This window comes from Clavibacter michiganensis subsp. insidiosus (assembly GCF_002240565.1).
Taxonomy (GTDB): Bacteria; Actinomycetota; Actinomycetes; order Actinomycetales; family Microbacteriaceae; genus Clavibacter; species Clavibacter insidiosus.
This window is the reverse complement of the sequence record NZ_MZMO01000001.1, coordinates 1,255,872-1,268,828: the sequence shown is the minus strand read 5'-3', so window position 1 is coordinate 1,268,828 and position 12,957 is coordinate 1,255,872. Positions and strand designations below refer to the sequence as shown.

The 12,957-nt window shown below is 75.0% G+C and carries 15 protein-coding genes; 5 read left to right on the top strand and 10 right to left on the bottom strand.

The features are described 5' to 3' along the window. Positions 1-232 precede the first annotated feature (232 nt). Positions 233-958 carry a TetR family transcriptional regulator gene (locus tag B5P21_RS06290; RefSeq protein ID WP_246865254.1) on the top strand — a complete coding sequence of 242 codons (726 nt, stop codon included), beginning with the start codon at positions 233-235 and terminating at the stop codon, positions 956-958. Here the strand turns inward: B5P21_RS06290 and B5P21_RS06285 are convergent. From B5P21_RS06285 to B5P21_RS06270, 4 genes are all read right to left on the bottom strand, one after another. Then, positions 955-1,539 (bottom strand): GDSL-type esterase/lipase family protein, encoded by a 585-nt coding sequence (locus B5P21_RS06285; RefSeq protein WP_246865253.1) that lies wholly within the window; start codon positions 1,537-1,539, stop codon positions 955-957. The two genes, B5P21_RS06290 and B5P21_RS06285, sit on opposite strands and share 4 nt — an antisense overlap. A gap of 76 nt (positions 1,540-1,615) precedes the next feature. Beyond that, on the bottom strand, positions 1,616-2,056 hold the full coding sequence (locus tag B5P21_RS06280) for a hypothetical protein (protein WP_045528644.1): 441 nt from the start codon (positions 2,054-2,056) through the stop codon (positions 1,616-1,618). Next, entirely contained in the window at positions 2,053-3,579 is a 1,527-nt protein-coding gene (locus tag B5P21_RS06275; protein ID WP_094170926.1) for an SDR family oxidoreductase, read from the bottom strand. Before B5P21_RS06275 ends, B5P21_RS06280 begins: the two co-directional genes overlap by 4 nt. 97 nt (positions 3,580-3,676) lie before the next feature. After that, complete coding sequence (locus tag B5P21_RS06270) at positions 3,677-4,450, bottom strand: SRPBCC family protein (RefSeq protein ID WP_045528647.1); 774 nt, start codon at positions 4,448-4,450, stop codon at positions 3,677-3,679. Between the two features lie 175 nt (positions 4,451-4,625). Here B5P21_RS06270 and B5P21_RS06265 point away from each other — a divergent pair, with 175 nt between their 5' ends. Next, complete coding sequence (locus B5P21_RS06265; protein ID WP_094170925.1) at positions 4,626-5,564, top strand: ROK family protein; 939 nt, start codon at positions 4,626-4,628, stop codon at positions 5,562-5,564. A gap of 18 nt (positions 5,565-5,582) precedes the next feature. Here the strand turns inward: B5P21_RS06265 and B5P21_RS06260 are convergent, their stop codons facing one another. Continuing rightward, entirely contained in the window at positions 5,583-6,845 is a 1,263-nt protein-coding gene (locus B5P21_RS06260; protein WP_236688677.1) for an MFS transporter, read from the bottom strand. A 37-nt stretch (positions 6,846-6,882) separates the two neighbouring features. Between B5P21_RS06260 and B5P21_RS06255 the strand changes: the two genes are divergently transcribed. Further along, complete coding sequence (locus B5P21_RS06255; RefSeq protein WP_045528653.1) at positions 6,883-7,584, top strand: maleylpyruvate isomerase family mycothiol-dependent enzyme; 702 nt, start codon at positions 6,883-6,885, stop codon at positions 7,582-7,584. Here the strand turns inward: B5P21_RS06255 and B5P21_RS06250 are convergent. Genes B5P21_RS06250 through truB form a run of 4 tightly spaced genes read right to left on the bottom strand, consistent with a single transcriptional unit; the run spans position 7,581 to position 10,331 of the window. Beyond that, entirely contained in the window at positions 7,581-8,513 is a 933-nt protein-coding gene (locus B5P21_RS06250; RefSeq protein ID WP_094170924.1) for a bifunctional riboflavin kinase/FAD synthetase, read from the bottom strand. The genes B5P21_RS06255 and B5P21_RS06250 overlap by 4 nt on opposite strands. A gap of 2 nt (positions 8,514-8,515) precedes the next feature. Further along, the gene (locus tag B5P21_RS06245; RefSeq protein WP_045528656.1) at positions 8,516-8,977 is read right to left on the bottom strand and encodes a hypothetical protein; all 462 of its coding nucleotides are present in this window, start codon (positions 8,975-8,977) and stop codon (positions 8,516-8,518) included. 38 nt (positions 8,978-9,015) lie between these two features. After that, positions 9,016-9,384 (bottom strand): hypothetical protein, encoded by a 369-nt coding sequence (locus B5P21_RS06240; RefSeq protein WP_045528658.1) that lies wholly within the window; start codon positions 9,382-9,384, stop codon positions 9,016-9,018. Beyond that, positions 9,381-10,331 carry a tRNA pseudouridine(55) synthase TruB gene (gene truB / locus B5P21_RS06235; RefSeq protein WP_045528660.1) on the bottom strand — a complete coding sequence of 317 codons (951 nt, stop codon included), beginning with the start codon at positions 10,329-10,331 and terminating at the stop codon, positions 9,381-9,383. The genes B5P21_RS06240 and truB overlap by 4 nt, the downstream gene beginning before the upstream one ends. An 86-nt stretch (positions 10,332-10,417) precedes the next feature. On the opposite strand from truB, the gene B5P21_RS06230 reads away from it, so the two are divergent. Next, positions 10,418-11,413, top strand: coding sequence for a ketopantoate reductase family protein (locus tag B5P21_RS06230; protein ID WP_045528662.1), 996 nt, complete (start codon positions 10,418-10,420; stop codon positions 11,411-11,413). Positions 11,414-11,446: 33 nt separating this feature from the next. On the opposite strand, the gene B5P21_RS06225 is transcribed toward B5P21_RS06230, so the two are convergent. After that, entirely contained in the window at positions 11,447-12,013 is a 567-nt protein-coding gene (locus B5P21_RS06225) for a nucleoside/nucleotide kinase family protein (protein WP_045528664.1), read from the bottom strand. Positions 12,014-12,051: 38 nt separating this feature from the next. Here B5P21_RS06225 and B5P21_RS06220 point away from each other — a divergent pair, with 38 nt between their 5' ends. Further along, positions 12,052-12,930 (top strand): HhH-GPD family protein, encoded by an 879-nt coding sequence (locus B5P21_RS06220; protein WP_045528666.1) that lies wholly within the window; start codon positions 12,052-12,054, stop codon positions 12,928-12,930. Positions 12,931-12,957 lie beyond the last annotated feature (27 nt).

Below are 12,957 nucleotides of genomic sequence, written 5' to 3'. Positions count from 1 at the left end.
AGGATCCTTTGCACCCAAATCCCTGGCGTCGTCACGGTAGGATCGAGCGCATGGAGCGGCGAGCCGGTCGGGTCGGGAGGCCCGCGCGCGTCTCGCGGAGGCTCATCGCCGAGGCGGCCCTCGAGGGCGGCCTGAGCACGCTCACCCTCACCTCCCTCGCGCACCGCCTGGGCGTCGACCACTCGACGCTGTACCGCCACGTTGCCAGCCGCGACGACATCGTCCTGCTCGCGTGCGACACCGCCATCGCGCGCATGGACTGGCCGACCGTCCCCGACGCTCCCGCCGCCCGGCTCACGGCGCCCGGCTCACGGCGCCCGACGACACCTCGTGGCGCACCTACCTCGAGCAGGCCGTCGAGCGGATCTGGGACATGTACGACCGGCACCCGGGCCTCGCCAGCGCGATCCACCACCTCGACACGGCCCCCGACCAGGTCGTCCTGCGCTTCACCGGGGCGATCCGCGACCTCACCCGCATGGGCTTCGCGGAGGCGGAGGCCGTGCTGGTCCTCGACATCGGCGTGGAGTCCTACGTCGGGTGGGAGCGCGTGCTGGCGGCGGGCGTCGGCGCGGGCGACCGGCCCGCGTCGTCGTCGCCCATCGTGGACGCCACGCTGCCGGCCGCCGTGGGGCGCGGGCTGCTGGCCCTGGCCGCCGAGGGGATCGTCGCCGACCACGCAGCCGACGCCGACGCCGCGGCGGCCGCGGCCGCCCACGCGTCCCATCGCGACGGACCCGCGCACTCCTCGGGCGCCCCCGACGCGCTGCACGCGCGCGAGGAGGAGGCGCAGCGCGACGCCCTCGGCACGATGGACCGCGTCACCGCCCGGTTCTCCGGCGAGGTGTCGACGGGATCCGCCGCGACGCCGCGCGACTGGTGGCGGCGCAAGCTCGGCGTGATCCTCGCGGGCGTGGGCGCGCTGCGCTCCCCCGCACCCGACGCGTCGGACGGCTAGGGCCGGGCCGGATCGACCGCGTCGTCCGCGTCGTCCCGCGCGGCGAGCACGGGCGCGAGCACCGCGCGGACCGCCTGGGCCCCGTCGTCGTTCAGGTGCAGCCGGTCGTCCGTGAGCGTGGGGGCGAGCTCGCCGTCGCCGAAGCCGAGGGCGGGCCACAGGTCCACGTGCTCGGCGCGGACCGCAGGAGCGTACTGGCGGATGTGCACGTTGACGACGCGGATCCGCTCGGCGTGCTCGCGACCGCGGGGCGGCACGGAGAGCACGACGATCCGGGCCGCAGGCAGGTCGCGTCGGAGGTGCGCGAGGATCGTCTCCAGCGCGCGGACGGTCGCCTCCGGACCGCGGCGCGCGGCGCCGAGGTCGTGGGTGCCGCAGGACACCACGACGGTGGCGGGATCCGCGGCCACCGCGTCAGGCAGGAGCGCGAGCACGTCGTCGGTGGTCTGGCCGGCCCGGCCGAGGTCCACGATCCGCGCCTCCGCGTCGTCGCCGTCGGGAGCGGGGACGATGGCGCCCCAGCCGCCGTCCCCGGTGAGGCTGTCGCCCAGCAGGACGGTCGTGCGCGTGCGCGGTGCCATGGATCCGCCTCTCGTCGTGCCCATCATGGTCCCCGCTCCGCGGGAAGTCACCAGATCGGCGCCCGCCGCGGCCGTGCTACCGGCGGGAGACCCGCCTCCACCAGCGGCTTCGGCGCGGGGAGAGCACGAGCACGGCGACGGCGATGAGGAGCGGGAGGGACAGGATCGCGGCGACCAGGGCGCCCGCCTGCCCGGGGTTCAGGGGGATGCCGAGTACGTCGATCGTGACGCGCGACGCGGCGCCGTCGGTGAGGTCGGTGATGCTGCGGTCGTCGGCCGCGTCCACCGGCACGGGCTTCCACGCCTCGGAAGCCGCGGGGTCGGGCGTCGTCGAGTCCGACGGCATCCGGGCGGCGGCCGATCCGTCGCCCGAGATGATCGCGAGGTCGGCGCGCGCCTGCACGGGCGCGGACACGCTCATCGTCACGGCGGTCGCGAGGCCGGCCGACGCGAGGGCGATGCCCACGAGGGTCAGGAGGATCAGGCCGACGCGAGGGGCCCCGATCCGCCGGCTCACCGTGCGGCCCCCTCGGGGGCGCGCTCGGCCTCGCGGCGCTTCGTCGCGGCGAGCGCCTTCGCGGTGATGCGGGTGGCCATCGACGTGAAGATCAGGCCGTGGAAGGGCAGGATCGAGAACCAGTAGAGCCGGCCCGCGAGGCCCGACGGGAAGAAGATCGCGCGCTGCCGGTAGTCGCTGCCGCCGCCCTCGCGGGGCGTGGAGCTGAGCTCGAGCCAGGCCTCGCCGGGCAGCTTCATCTCGGCGCGCAGTCGGAGGGCGGATCCGCGCTCGATGTGCTCGACGCGCCAGAAGTCGAGCGCGTCGCCCGTCTGCAGGGTGGTCGCGCTGCGGCGGCCGCGGCGGAGGCCCACGCCGCCGACGAGCTTGTCCATCCAGCCGCGGGCGGCCCAGGCGACCGGCAGCGAGTACCAGCCGTTGTCGCCGCCGATCGACTCGATCACGGCCCAGAGGTCCTCGGGCGCGGCGTCGGTCGCGCGCTCCTTGAGGTCGAGGTAGACGGTGTGGCCCGACCACTCGGGGTCGCTCGGCAGCAGGTCGCTGGGCGCGCCGACCACGGCGGAGTCCTTCCAACTGGTCTCGACGACGCCGTCGCGCATGCGGCCGAGCGCGAGCCGCACGGAGCGGCGGTAGCCGGTGAGGCCGCCATCGGGGTCGGGGATGTACTGCGAGATGTCGTGCTCGCCCATCACGCAGTCGTACTGCAGCGACTCGATGATCGGCACGGCCAGCGTGCGCGGGATGGGCGTGACGACGTTGACCCAGTGCGCGGCGAGGCGCGGAGCGAAGACCGGGATGGAGGCGATGGGCCGCTGCGGCAGGCCGGCCTCGACCGCGTAGCCGTTCATCATCTGGCCGTAGCGGAGGACGTCGGGGCCGCCGATGTCGAAGGTGCGGTTGAGGTCGTCGGGCAGGTCGGCCGCGGCGACGAGGTAGTAGAGGACGTCGCGGATCGCGATGGGCTGGATGAAGTTGCGCACCCAGCCGGGCGCGGGCATGAAGGGCAGCACCTCGGTGAGGTGGCGGATCATCTCGAACGACGTGGAGCCGGATCCGATGACCACGCCCGCCTGCAGCGCGATGGTCGGCACGCCGCTCGCGAGGAGCACGTCGCCGACGGCCTTGCGGCTCGCGAGGTGCTTCGAGAGCTCCGGGGTGTCGGGGTGCAGACCGCCCAGGTACACGATGCGTCCCACGCCCGCGGCCTTCGCGGCCGTCGCGACGTGCTCGGCGGAGGCCCGCTCCGAGGACGCGAAGTCCCCCTTGGATCCCATGCCGTGCACGAGGTAGTAGAGGACGTCGACGCCGTCGACCGCGGGGGCGAGCGTGGCGGCGTCGGCGAGGTCGCCGCGCACCACCTCGACGTCGTCGCGCCAGGGGACGTCGGTGAGTCGGCGCGGATCGCGCACGAGGACGCGCACCCGGAAGCCGGCCTCGAGGAGGCGGGGTACGAGCCGACCGCCGATGTAGCCCGTCGCTCCGGTCACGAGGGCGAGACGGGAGGCGGCGCTCGGCGATGTCATTCCCTCACGCTAGGCAATCAGCCTGGCAAGCGGCTCCCAGGAGCCGGGACAGCGGGTGGGCGACGCCTGCGTCCCCACCCTCGGATCGGCCCGCGGATCAGCCCTCGGCGGACTCGAGCTCGGCGAGGTACCGGCGCCAGGTGGCGCCGTGCTCGGCCTCGCACGTCGCCCAGTCCACCGGGCTGCCGTGCACGAGCTGCTCGAGCAGGTCGAGGTGCAGGCGCCAGCTGGCCTTCAGCACGTTCGCGATGCCGGTCGGGAGGAAGCCGGAGACCGTGACGCCGATCTCCGTCTGCCGGTCGCGCGGGCCGCCGGGCACCTCGTGGAGGCGGATGAGGAAGCGGGCCGAGACCTCGCCCTCGTGCACGAACGTGTAGTCGATGGCCCGGCCCTCCTCGAAGCGCGTGACCACGCCGCCGGACGCGGAGGCGAGGCTGCGGTCGGGCGCGGTCATCCACTCGAACCAGAACTCGCCGCCGTCCCCCTGCTCGATGGACGCCTCGGCGAGCCAGCCGGAGACCATGTCGGCGTCGGAGACCGCGTCCCACACGATGAGCGGCGGCAGGTCGATGAGCCGGCGGAAGACGAACTCGTACGGGAGGAAGACGGTGGACTCTCGGGCCTCGGAGAGGAAGGCGCCGGGCAGGGCGGGGAACCGGGTGCGGTCGGGGCCCGTGTCGTCGTCCCGGTCGTCGTCGAGGCCGGCGGAGTCGGGCATGCCCTCGTCGAGCTCGCGCGAGGCGAGGCGCGCCTCGGCCGCGTCGGTGTGCTCGAGGGCGGGGGCGCCCCCGCGGCGGGAGGGCGTGGCGCTCTCCGCGCGCGGGTCGGACGCCTCGCGGAGGGCCTGTCCGGGGGTGCGATCGGGATCCACGTGACGAGCCTAGGTGCGGACCCCCGGTCCGGTCCGTGAATTCCACACAGCTGGCAGGGCATGGTACGCGTGAGGCGATGCGCGCAGCGGGCCGCGCGTCTCGCGGGCGCCCGCGGGGCCGCCCGTATCCTGGACGCCGGTCGACGGGCGGATCCGGGGCCGGGACAGGACGAAGATGCCTCGCACGCTCGCGCTCGCCGTCGACTTCGGCGGCACCAAGGTCGAGTCCGCGCTCGTGGACGACGCGGGGCGCGTGCTCGAGGGCAGCCGCTTCCGCGGTCCCACGGGATCGGAGCGATCCGCGGACGAGCTGCTCGACGCCGTGCTCGGGGTCGCCCGGCGGGCCCTCGCCGCCCTGCCCGACGACGCCGAGCTCGTCGGCACCGGGCTCGCGGCGGCCGGCCCCGTCGACGTGCCGCACGGCCTCGTCTCGCCGCTCAACGTCGCCGCGTGGCGCGACTACCCGCTGCGCGACCGCGTCGCCGAGCTCACGCCCGACGTCCCCACGACGCTCCAGATGGACGGCCTCGCCATCACGCTCGCCGAGCACTGGGTCGGCGCCGGCCGCGGCCACGACCACGTGATGGGCATGATCGTCTCCACCGGCATCGGCGGCGGGCTCGTGCTCGGAGGCCGCACCGCGGCGGGCTCCACCGGCAACGCCGGCCACATCGGCCACGTCGAGGTCGCCGGGTTCGACGACCCCTGCACCTGCGGCGGGCGGGGGTGCGTCGAGGCCATCGCGTCGGGACCTAGGAGCGTCGCGTGGGCGCGCGCGCAGGGGTGGACGGGATCCACCGGCGAGGACCTCGCCGCCGGCTACCGGGCGGGCGACGACATCGCGGTCGCGGCCGTGCGGCGCGCGGGCCTCGCGATCGGCCGCGCCATCGCCTCGGCCAGCTCGCTCGTCGACCTCGACGTCGTCGCGATCAGCGGCGGGTTCAGCCGCGTCACGCCCGACCTCTTCGACATGATCCGCGAGCCCATCGCCCTCCGCGAGCAGTTCGGCTTCGTCACCAAGACGCGCGTCGTGCCCTCCGGCCTCTCCTCCGACGGCCCGATCATCGGCGCCGGTGCGCTCGTGCACCGCCGGGAGATGGTGCCGAGCTTCTGAGCTCGCCGCCGGAGCGGGTCAGCGCTCGCGGACGGCCTCGCGGGGCGCGCGGTCCCAGGTGTCCTCGAGCATGCGCGGCCGGGCGAGGTAGAAGCCGGACGCGGACGCCACCGCGACCATGACGAACAGCATGAGCAGCGGCGCGGTCCAGCCGCCGGTCGCCTCGTGCAGCACGCCGAACATGAGCGGGCCGATCGCGCCGATCGAGTAGCCGATGCCCTGCACGAAGCCGCTGAGCGCGACCACTCCCCCGTGCGTGCGGGTGCGCAGGTTGATGAGCACGAAGACCAGCGGGAACAGCAGCGGGCCGGATCCGGCGGCCGCCACCCAGAGCAGCGGCGCGGCGGCGGGCGCCACCAGGAGGCCGACGTAGCCGACGACGAAGAAGAGCACGCCGACCTGGATCAGGATGCCGACGTTCTTCATGCGCGCCGCGAGCAGCGGCATGATGATGGCGGCCGGCAGCCCCATGAACCCGAACACGGCGAGCAGCGCGCCCGACGCGACGGGCGTCTGCCCCGCGGTGTCCTGCAGGAGAGCGGGCAGCCACGCGAACATCGCGTACGCGTTGAAGGACGAGGCGGCCTGGATCCCCACGAGCGCCCACGCGACCGGCGAGCGGAACACGCGGCCCGTGACGGCGGCGGGCGCCTCCTCCACCTGGTCGAGGGCGGCCGCGGCGGCGCGCTCGCGCCGGGTGTCGCGGCAGTGCTGGACGAGGAGCGCCACCCACGGCACGAGCGCGACGACGGCGACCGCGGCCCACGCGCCGATCGCGACGCGCCAGCCCGCGCTGTCGGCCAGCGGCGCCGCGACCAGCGAGGGCACGCCCGTGCTGATCGACAGCATCACGGTGGTGAGCGAGGTGAGCGGTCCGATCCGCCCGGGGAAGTACTTCTTCACGAGCGGCGGCAGGAGCACGTTGCCGAGGCCCATGCCCGCGAGCGACAGGACCGTTCCGACGCCGAAGACGACCACCGCGTCGGATGAGGCGCGCAGCAGGTGCCCGACGACCATCGCGACGAGGCCCACCACCACGGTGAGCTCGAGGCCGAGGCGGCGCGAGATCGCGGGCGCGAGCAGGCCGAAGAGCGCGAAGCACACGGGCGGCAGCGCGCCGAGGACGCCGATCGAGACGCTGTCGAGCGGCACGTCGCGGCCGATCTGGTCGACGATCGGCGAGAAGACGGCGACGGCCGTCCGGAGGTTGAGGGCGACCAGCACGATGCCGACCAGGGCGAGGAGGGCACCCGCGCGGGGAGCTGCGGGAATCGTCGTCACCACCAGATCCTACGGCGGCCGGAATAGGCTCTCGGACATGAGCGAGATCTCCCGGCACCTGCCCCTCAGCCAGCGCGCGTCCCAGCCCGAGGCGAAGGTCACGGGTGTCTGGAGCGACGAGATCGCCGACGTGCTCGACCGCACCGCCGACCTCCTCGCGTCCCTCGACGCCGACGGGTGGGAGGCCGCGAGCATGTGCGACGGCTGGACCGTGCGCGACGTCGCCGGCCACATCGTCTGGCGCGTCGGCGCGAGCAACGCCGCCATGGTGCGCACGGCCGTGGGGTCGATGCGCCGCAGGCCCCACCTCAACCCCATGCACGTGATGGACGACCTCAGCGCCGACGAGGCCGCCCGCTCCCCCGAGGACCTGGTCGCCCGGATCCGCGCCATCGCCGCGGAGAAGCGCGCCGGGAAGGGCCGCAAGCGCCTCCCCGAGCTGCTCGAGGTGGTCGTGCACGCGTTCGACATCGCGCACGCGCTCAAGGCCGACCTCCGCCTCGACGACCGCGCGACGGGGGCCGTCGCGGTGGCGCGCGCCGCGATCGCGCCCGCACAGATCCGCGGGGTGCTGCGGGCGCGCACGCTGCGCGCGTCCGACGCCGGCTGGAGCGTCGGCCACGGTCCCGCGATCGAGGCGACCGCGTCCACGCTGATCATGTACCTCTTCGGCCGCACGCCCCGCCCCCAGGGCGCCGCGACGGGCACACCCGAGGATGGGACGGCCGGCGAGGCCTAAGAGCCGAGCACCGCGCGGGTGCGCACCACGTCGTCCGTCATCTGCGCGATGAGCGGCTCGCGCCCCTCGTAGGCGACCATGCCGCGGATCCGGGCGACGAACACGACCTCGACCTCGTGGTCGTAGAGGTCGAGCGTCTCGTCGAGCACGAACGCCTCGACGACGCGCGGCCGGACGCCCGCGAAGGTCGGGTTGGTGCCGACCGAGATGGCGGACGGGTAGGTGCGGTCGCCGTCGCGCAGCCAGCCCGCGTAGACGCCGTCGGCGGGGATGAGGCCCTCGGCCTCGGGCGACAGGTTCGCGGTGGGGAAGCCGAGCTCGCGGCCGCGCTTCTCGCCGTGCACGACGAGGCCGCGGACGGCGGGGGCGCGGCCGAGCAGCTCGGCGGCGGCCTCGACGTCGCCGCGGTCCATGAGGTCGCGGATCCACGTGGAGGAGACCTTGCGGCTGCCGTCGGGCATGACGTCCCCGACGACGACCGTGCGGAAGCCGTGGGCCTCGCCCAGGCGCGTGAGCGTGGCGGCGTCGCCCGCGCCCTGCGCGCCGAAGCGGAAGTCCTCGCCCACGAGCACGACGCGGGCGCGGAGGGCGTCGACCAGCACCGTGCGGGCGAACTCCTCCGGGCTGAGGCGCTGGAGGCGCTCGTCGAACGGGAGCATGAGGGTCGCGTCGACGCCGAGCTCGGCGAGCAGCTCGATCTTCTGCCGGTTGCTCACGAGGCTCTGCGGGCGCGCGGCGGGCGCGAGGAGCGCGGCCGGGTGGCGGTCGAACGTGACGACGGCCGAGGACAGGCCCTCGTCGGCCGCGATGCCGAGGAGGCGCCGGATCACCGCGCGGTGGCCCGCGTGCACGCCGTCGAACTTGCCGATGGTGACGGCGCTCGGCCCGAAGCCGCCCGGCACGCCGGCCGGGTCGTGGACGACGAGCACGGTCAGCGGTCCCCGCGCACGGGGCGCTCGTCGACGGCGCTCACGCGCGAGCGGCCTCCGCGGCGGAGCCACCAGAGGCCGAGCACCGGCAGCACGAGCGGGATGAACACGTAGCCGTAGCCGTAGACCGACCACACGCTGTCGTGCGGGAAGAGCTGGGAGTCGACGAGGCTCAGCGTGCCGACGACCAGCACGCCGACGAGCTCGAACGCGATCGTGGCGAACGCGATCCGGTACCAGCGGCGCGCGGCCGCCGGGGTGCGCGCGGGGGCGACGAGCGCGACCGTCGCGACGATGTAGACGACGGCGGCGAGCGCGGACAGCGCGTACGCGACGGGTGCCTCGTCGAACTTGATGAGGATCTGCGTGACCGAGCGGCCCGTCGCGGCGAGGGCCAGCAGCCCGTAGAAGAAGACCAGGACCCGTCCGAGACCGGTCATGCGCGAGGTACGGGAGTCAGTCATGGCACCTGCGATTATCCCCTACCCGAGGGAGAGGGCGATCACGCGGACTGAACGTTCCAGATGACGTCCATGCGGTAGACCATGATCGCGATGGCGAGGCACGACGCCCCGAGAATCACGGTGCTCCAGCGCGTGCGCTCCACGAGCGCCCAGAACATGGCGAGCGGCGGGATCAGCAGCCCGCTCAGCAGGTACGCGTAGTACTCGATCAGGCTACCGGAGGGCGGGTTGCCGACCGCGGGCGCGACGATCGCGACCACGAGCTGGCCCACGAGGAGCACCTCGACGAGCGCGGTCGGGCCCATGGAGAGGTCGCTGGGCTTGCGTCCCAGGGCGCCGAGCACGAGGCACAGCACGCCGGCGACCACCGCGACGGCGATCTGCGCGACCGTGAACCCGACGATCACGAGGCGCCCGCCTCGTCGGCGGGGAAGTTGACGATGGACGTGCCCGTGCGGCCGCGGAAGCCGACCAGCCCCACGAGCCGGCCGTCGGGCGCGACCGCGGCGAGCGGATCCTCCGTGGGCGCCTCGTCGGGCGTCGTGAGCTTCTTGCCGTGCCCGAGGTCGACGGCCTCCTGGTCGGTGAGGTGCAGCACGTCGAAGAGGCGCGCGGCGGCGTCCGCCGGCGGGATCAGCCGGTCGGCGACCACCATGTCGTCGATCGCGACGGCGTCGTCCACGTGGAAGGGACCCACGCGCGTGCGGCGGAGCGCCGTGAGGTGGCCGCCGACGCCGAGCGCGCGGCCGAGGTCCCGAGCGAGGGCGCGCACGTAGGTGCCGGAGGAGCAGGTGATCCGCACGGAGAGGTCGAGCTGCGCGCCGTCCTCCTCGGCCTCGACCGCGTCGAAGCGCAGCACGTCGAACGCGGAGACGGTGACCTCGCGCGCGGCGAGCTCGACCTCCTCGCCGGCGCGGACGCGGGCGTAGGCGCGCTCGCCGTCGACCTTGATGGCACTGACGGCGCTCGGCACCTGCGAGATGGTGCCGCGGAGGTCCGCGATGGCGCGCTCCACGTCGGCGACGGCGAGGTCGCGGATGCGCCCGGGCTCGGCGCGCGAGACGACCTCGCCCTCCCGGTCGTCCGTGGTGGTGGCGCGGCCGAGGCGGATCGTCGCCAGGTACTCCTTGTCGAGGCCGACGAGGTAGGTGAGCAGGCGAGTGGAGCTGTTGACGCCGAGGATCATGAGGCCGGTCGCCATCGGGTCGAGCGTGCCCGCGTGCCCGACCTTGCGGGTGCCGGCGAGGCGGCGCGTGCGGGCGACGAGGTCGTGGCTCGTCCACTCCCCGCGCTTGTCGATGAGGAGCAGGCCGCTCGCGGTGGACGGCGCGGCGCGGGGGGTCGGGGTTTCCATGGCCTGACCATCATGCCGTGCCCGGGCCCCCGCCCGGCTCCCTCGGAGACGTCCGGCCTAGGATCGGGGGCGTCGGAGGAGGACGCGTGCGGATCGGTGTCTTGGGGGCGGGCGCGGTCGGCGGCACCATCGCGGCGCTCCTCGAACGGGCCGGCCACGAGGTCGACGTCACGGCCCGCGGCCCGCACCTCCGGGCGATCCAGGACCGAGGCCTGCACCTCGTCGGCGGCTACGGCGACCACGTCGCGCGCGTCGCGGCGGCGGAGCGGCTGGGACGCCCGCCCGAGCTCGCGATCGTCGCCACCAAGATCGCCGACGCCCGCGACGCCATGACGGAGAACGCGGGCTGGCTCCGCGGGATCCCCGTGCTGGTCGTGCAGAACGGCCTCTCCGCGATCACGATGGGCGTCGAGTGCCTGCCGCGCTCCGAGGTCGTCGGCGGCCTGGCACTCGCGGCGGCGTCGCTCACCGAGCCCGGGCTCGTCACGGTCACGTCGCGCGCGGGCATGCAGATCGGCACCGCGGACGGCCCGGACGGCGCTGGCGCCGCCCTCGTGCGCGAGGTGCTGGATCCGGTCATGCCCGTCACGGTCGCCACCGACTTCCGCGGGGCCCAGTGGACCAAGCTCGTCATCAACGGGATCAACGCCGTGCCGGCCATCACCGGCCTGAGCGTGCAGGCGGTCATCGCCGAGCCGGTGCTGCGGCGGATCGTCACGCGCGCCATGCAGGAGACCGTCCGCACGGGCCTGGCGCGCGGCGTCCCCTTCGGCCCGCTCGGCGGCCTCACCCACCGCCGGCTCCGGCTGTTCGCGTCGCTCCCGCTCCCCCTCGCCGAGCGGCTGCCGGTCTCGCTCGCCCGGAACATGGGGCAGGTGCCCAACCCCGGGTCGACGCTGCAGAGCATCCGCCGCAAGCGGCTCACCGAGGTGGACCACCTCAACGGCGCGGTCGCGGCCCTCGCGCCCGGCGCGGGCGTGGACGCGCGCGTCAACGCCGCCCTGGTGCAGCTCGTGCACGGCGTGGAGGCCAGCGGTCGGCACGTCTCCCCGGCGGAGCTCGCGCGGCTCGTGCCGCGCTGATCCGCGCCGGGCTCCTCGCGGCGCGGGCCGGCCTCAGCAGCTGTCGGCGAAGACGCGGCGCGGGAGCTCCGGGTCCGTGACGTCCACGATCATGGTCGCCGCCCGACGCGGGTTGACCTGGCGGATGTAGCGCGCGTGCGCCTCCTGGGCCGAGGATCCGGCGTCGCCGCCCGAGGTCGCGAGCGGCTCGTCGGGCAGCAGGAGGTAGACGACGGCGTTCCACAGGCCGCGCAGCTCCGGGGCCTGCAGGGCGTCGCCCGCGACGATCAGCACGGCGTCGGCGGGGACGTCCGTCACGGGATCCCCGCCCGGACGGAGCGCGACGTCGCCGCCGGCCCTCCGGAACGGCCGGACGAGCCCGTCGCGGAGCGCGTCCGCGTCGACGGCACCGCCGTCGGGCACGAAGTCGGCGGCCCGGGCGACGTACGCCCCGCGGCCGTCCGCGCGCAGCACGCCGGCGAGGTCGTGCGCGAAGGCGACGGGATCCGCGAGCGGTCCGCCGTCGACCGCGAGGAAGGCGCGTCCGCGGCCGTAGTTGTGCAGGAACTCGTCCGCGAGCGAGGCGAGGACCTCGGCGCGGGAGGCGCGGTACAGGGGCATGCGCCGAGCCTAGGCTCCTCGTCTCGTACGCTGGCCGGATGCCGGAGACCGCCATCGCCCCCCGGATCACCGCGTGGTTCCGGGACAACGCCCGCGACCTGCCCTGGCGGCGGGAGGGGTTCGGATCCTGGGGCATCCTCGTCAGCGAGTTCATGCTGCAGCAGACGCCCGTGGTCCGCGTGATCCCGCGGCTCGAGGAGTGGCTGGCGCGCTGGCCCGTGCCCGCGGCCCTCGCCTCGACGTCGGCCAGCGAGGCCGTCCGCGCGTGGGGCCGCCTCGGCTATCCGCGTCGGGCGCTCGCCCTGCACGCGTGCGCGGTCGCGATCGTCGAGCGGCACGGCGGCGAGGTGCCGGAGGACGTGGACGCCCTGCTCGACCTGCCCGGCGTCGGCCCGTACACGGCGCGCGCGGTCGCGGCGTTCGCGTTCGGGCACCGGCACCCGGTCGTCGACGTCAACGTGCGCCGGGTGCTCGCGCGCGCGGTCGCGGGCCAGGGCGATCCCGGGCCCGCGCGCACGACGGCCGACCTCGCCGCGATGGAGGCGCAGCTGCCCGACGACGTGGCCGAGGCGCGCCTCTTCAACGCGGGCGCGATGGAGCTGGGCGCCGTCGTCTGCACGGCCCGCGCCCCGCGCTGCGACGACTGCCCGGTGCGCGACCTGTGCGCGTGGCGGGCCGCCGGGTACCCGGCCTACGACGGACCGGCGCGCGTCACGCAGAAGAGGTACGAGGGATCCGACCGCCAGGTGCGCGGCCTCCTGCTCGCCGAGCTCCGGTCGAGCCACTCCCCCGTGAGCGCCGCCGACCTCGCGACGGCGTGGCCGGAGCCCGTGCAGCGCGGGCGCGCGCTCGACGGGCTCCTCGCCGACGGGCTCGCGGTGCGCCAGCCCGACGGGACGTACGCCCTGCCGAGCTGATGCGCGGCGGTCGACCGGCGCGGACGC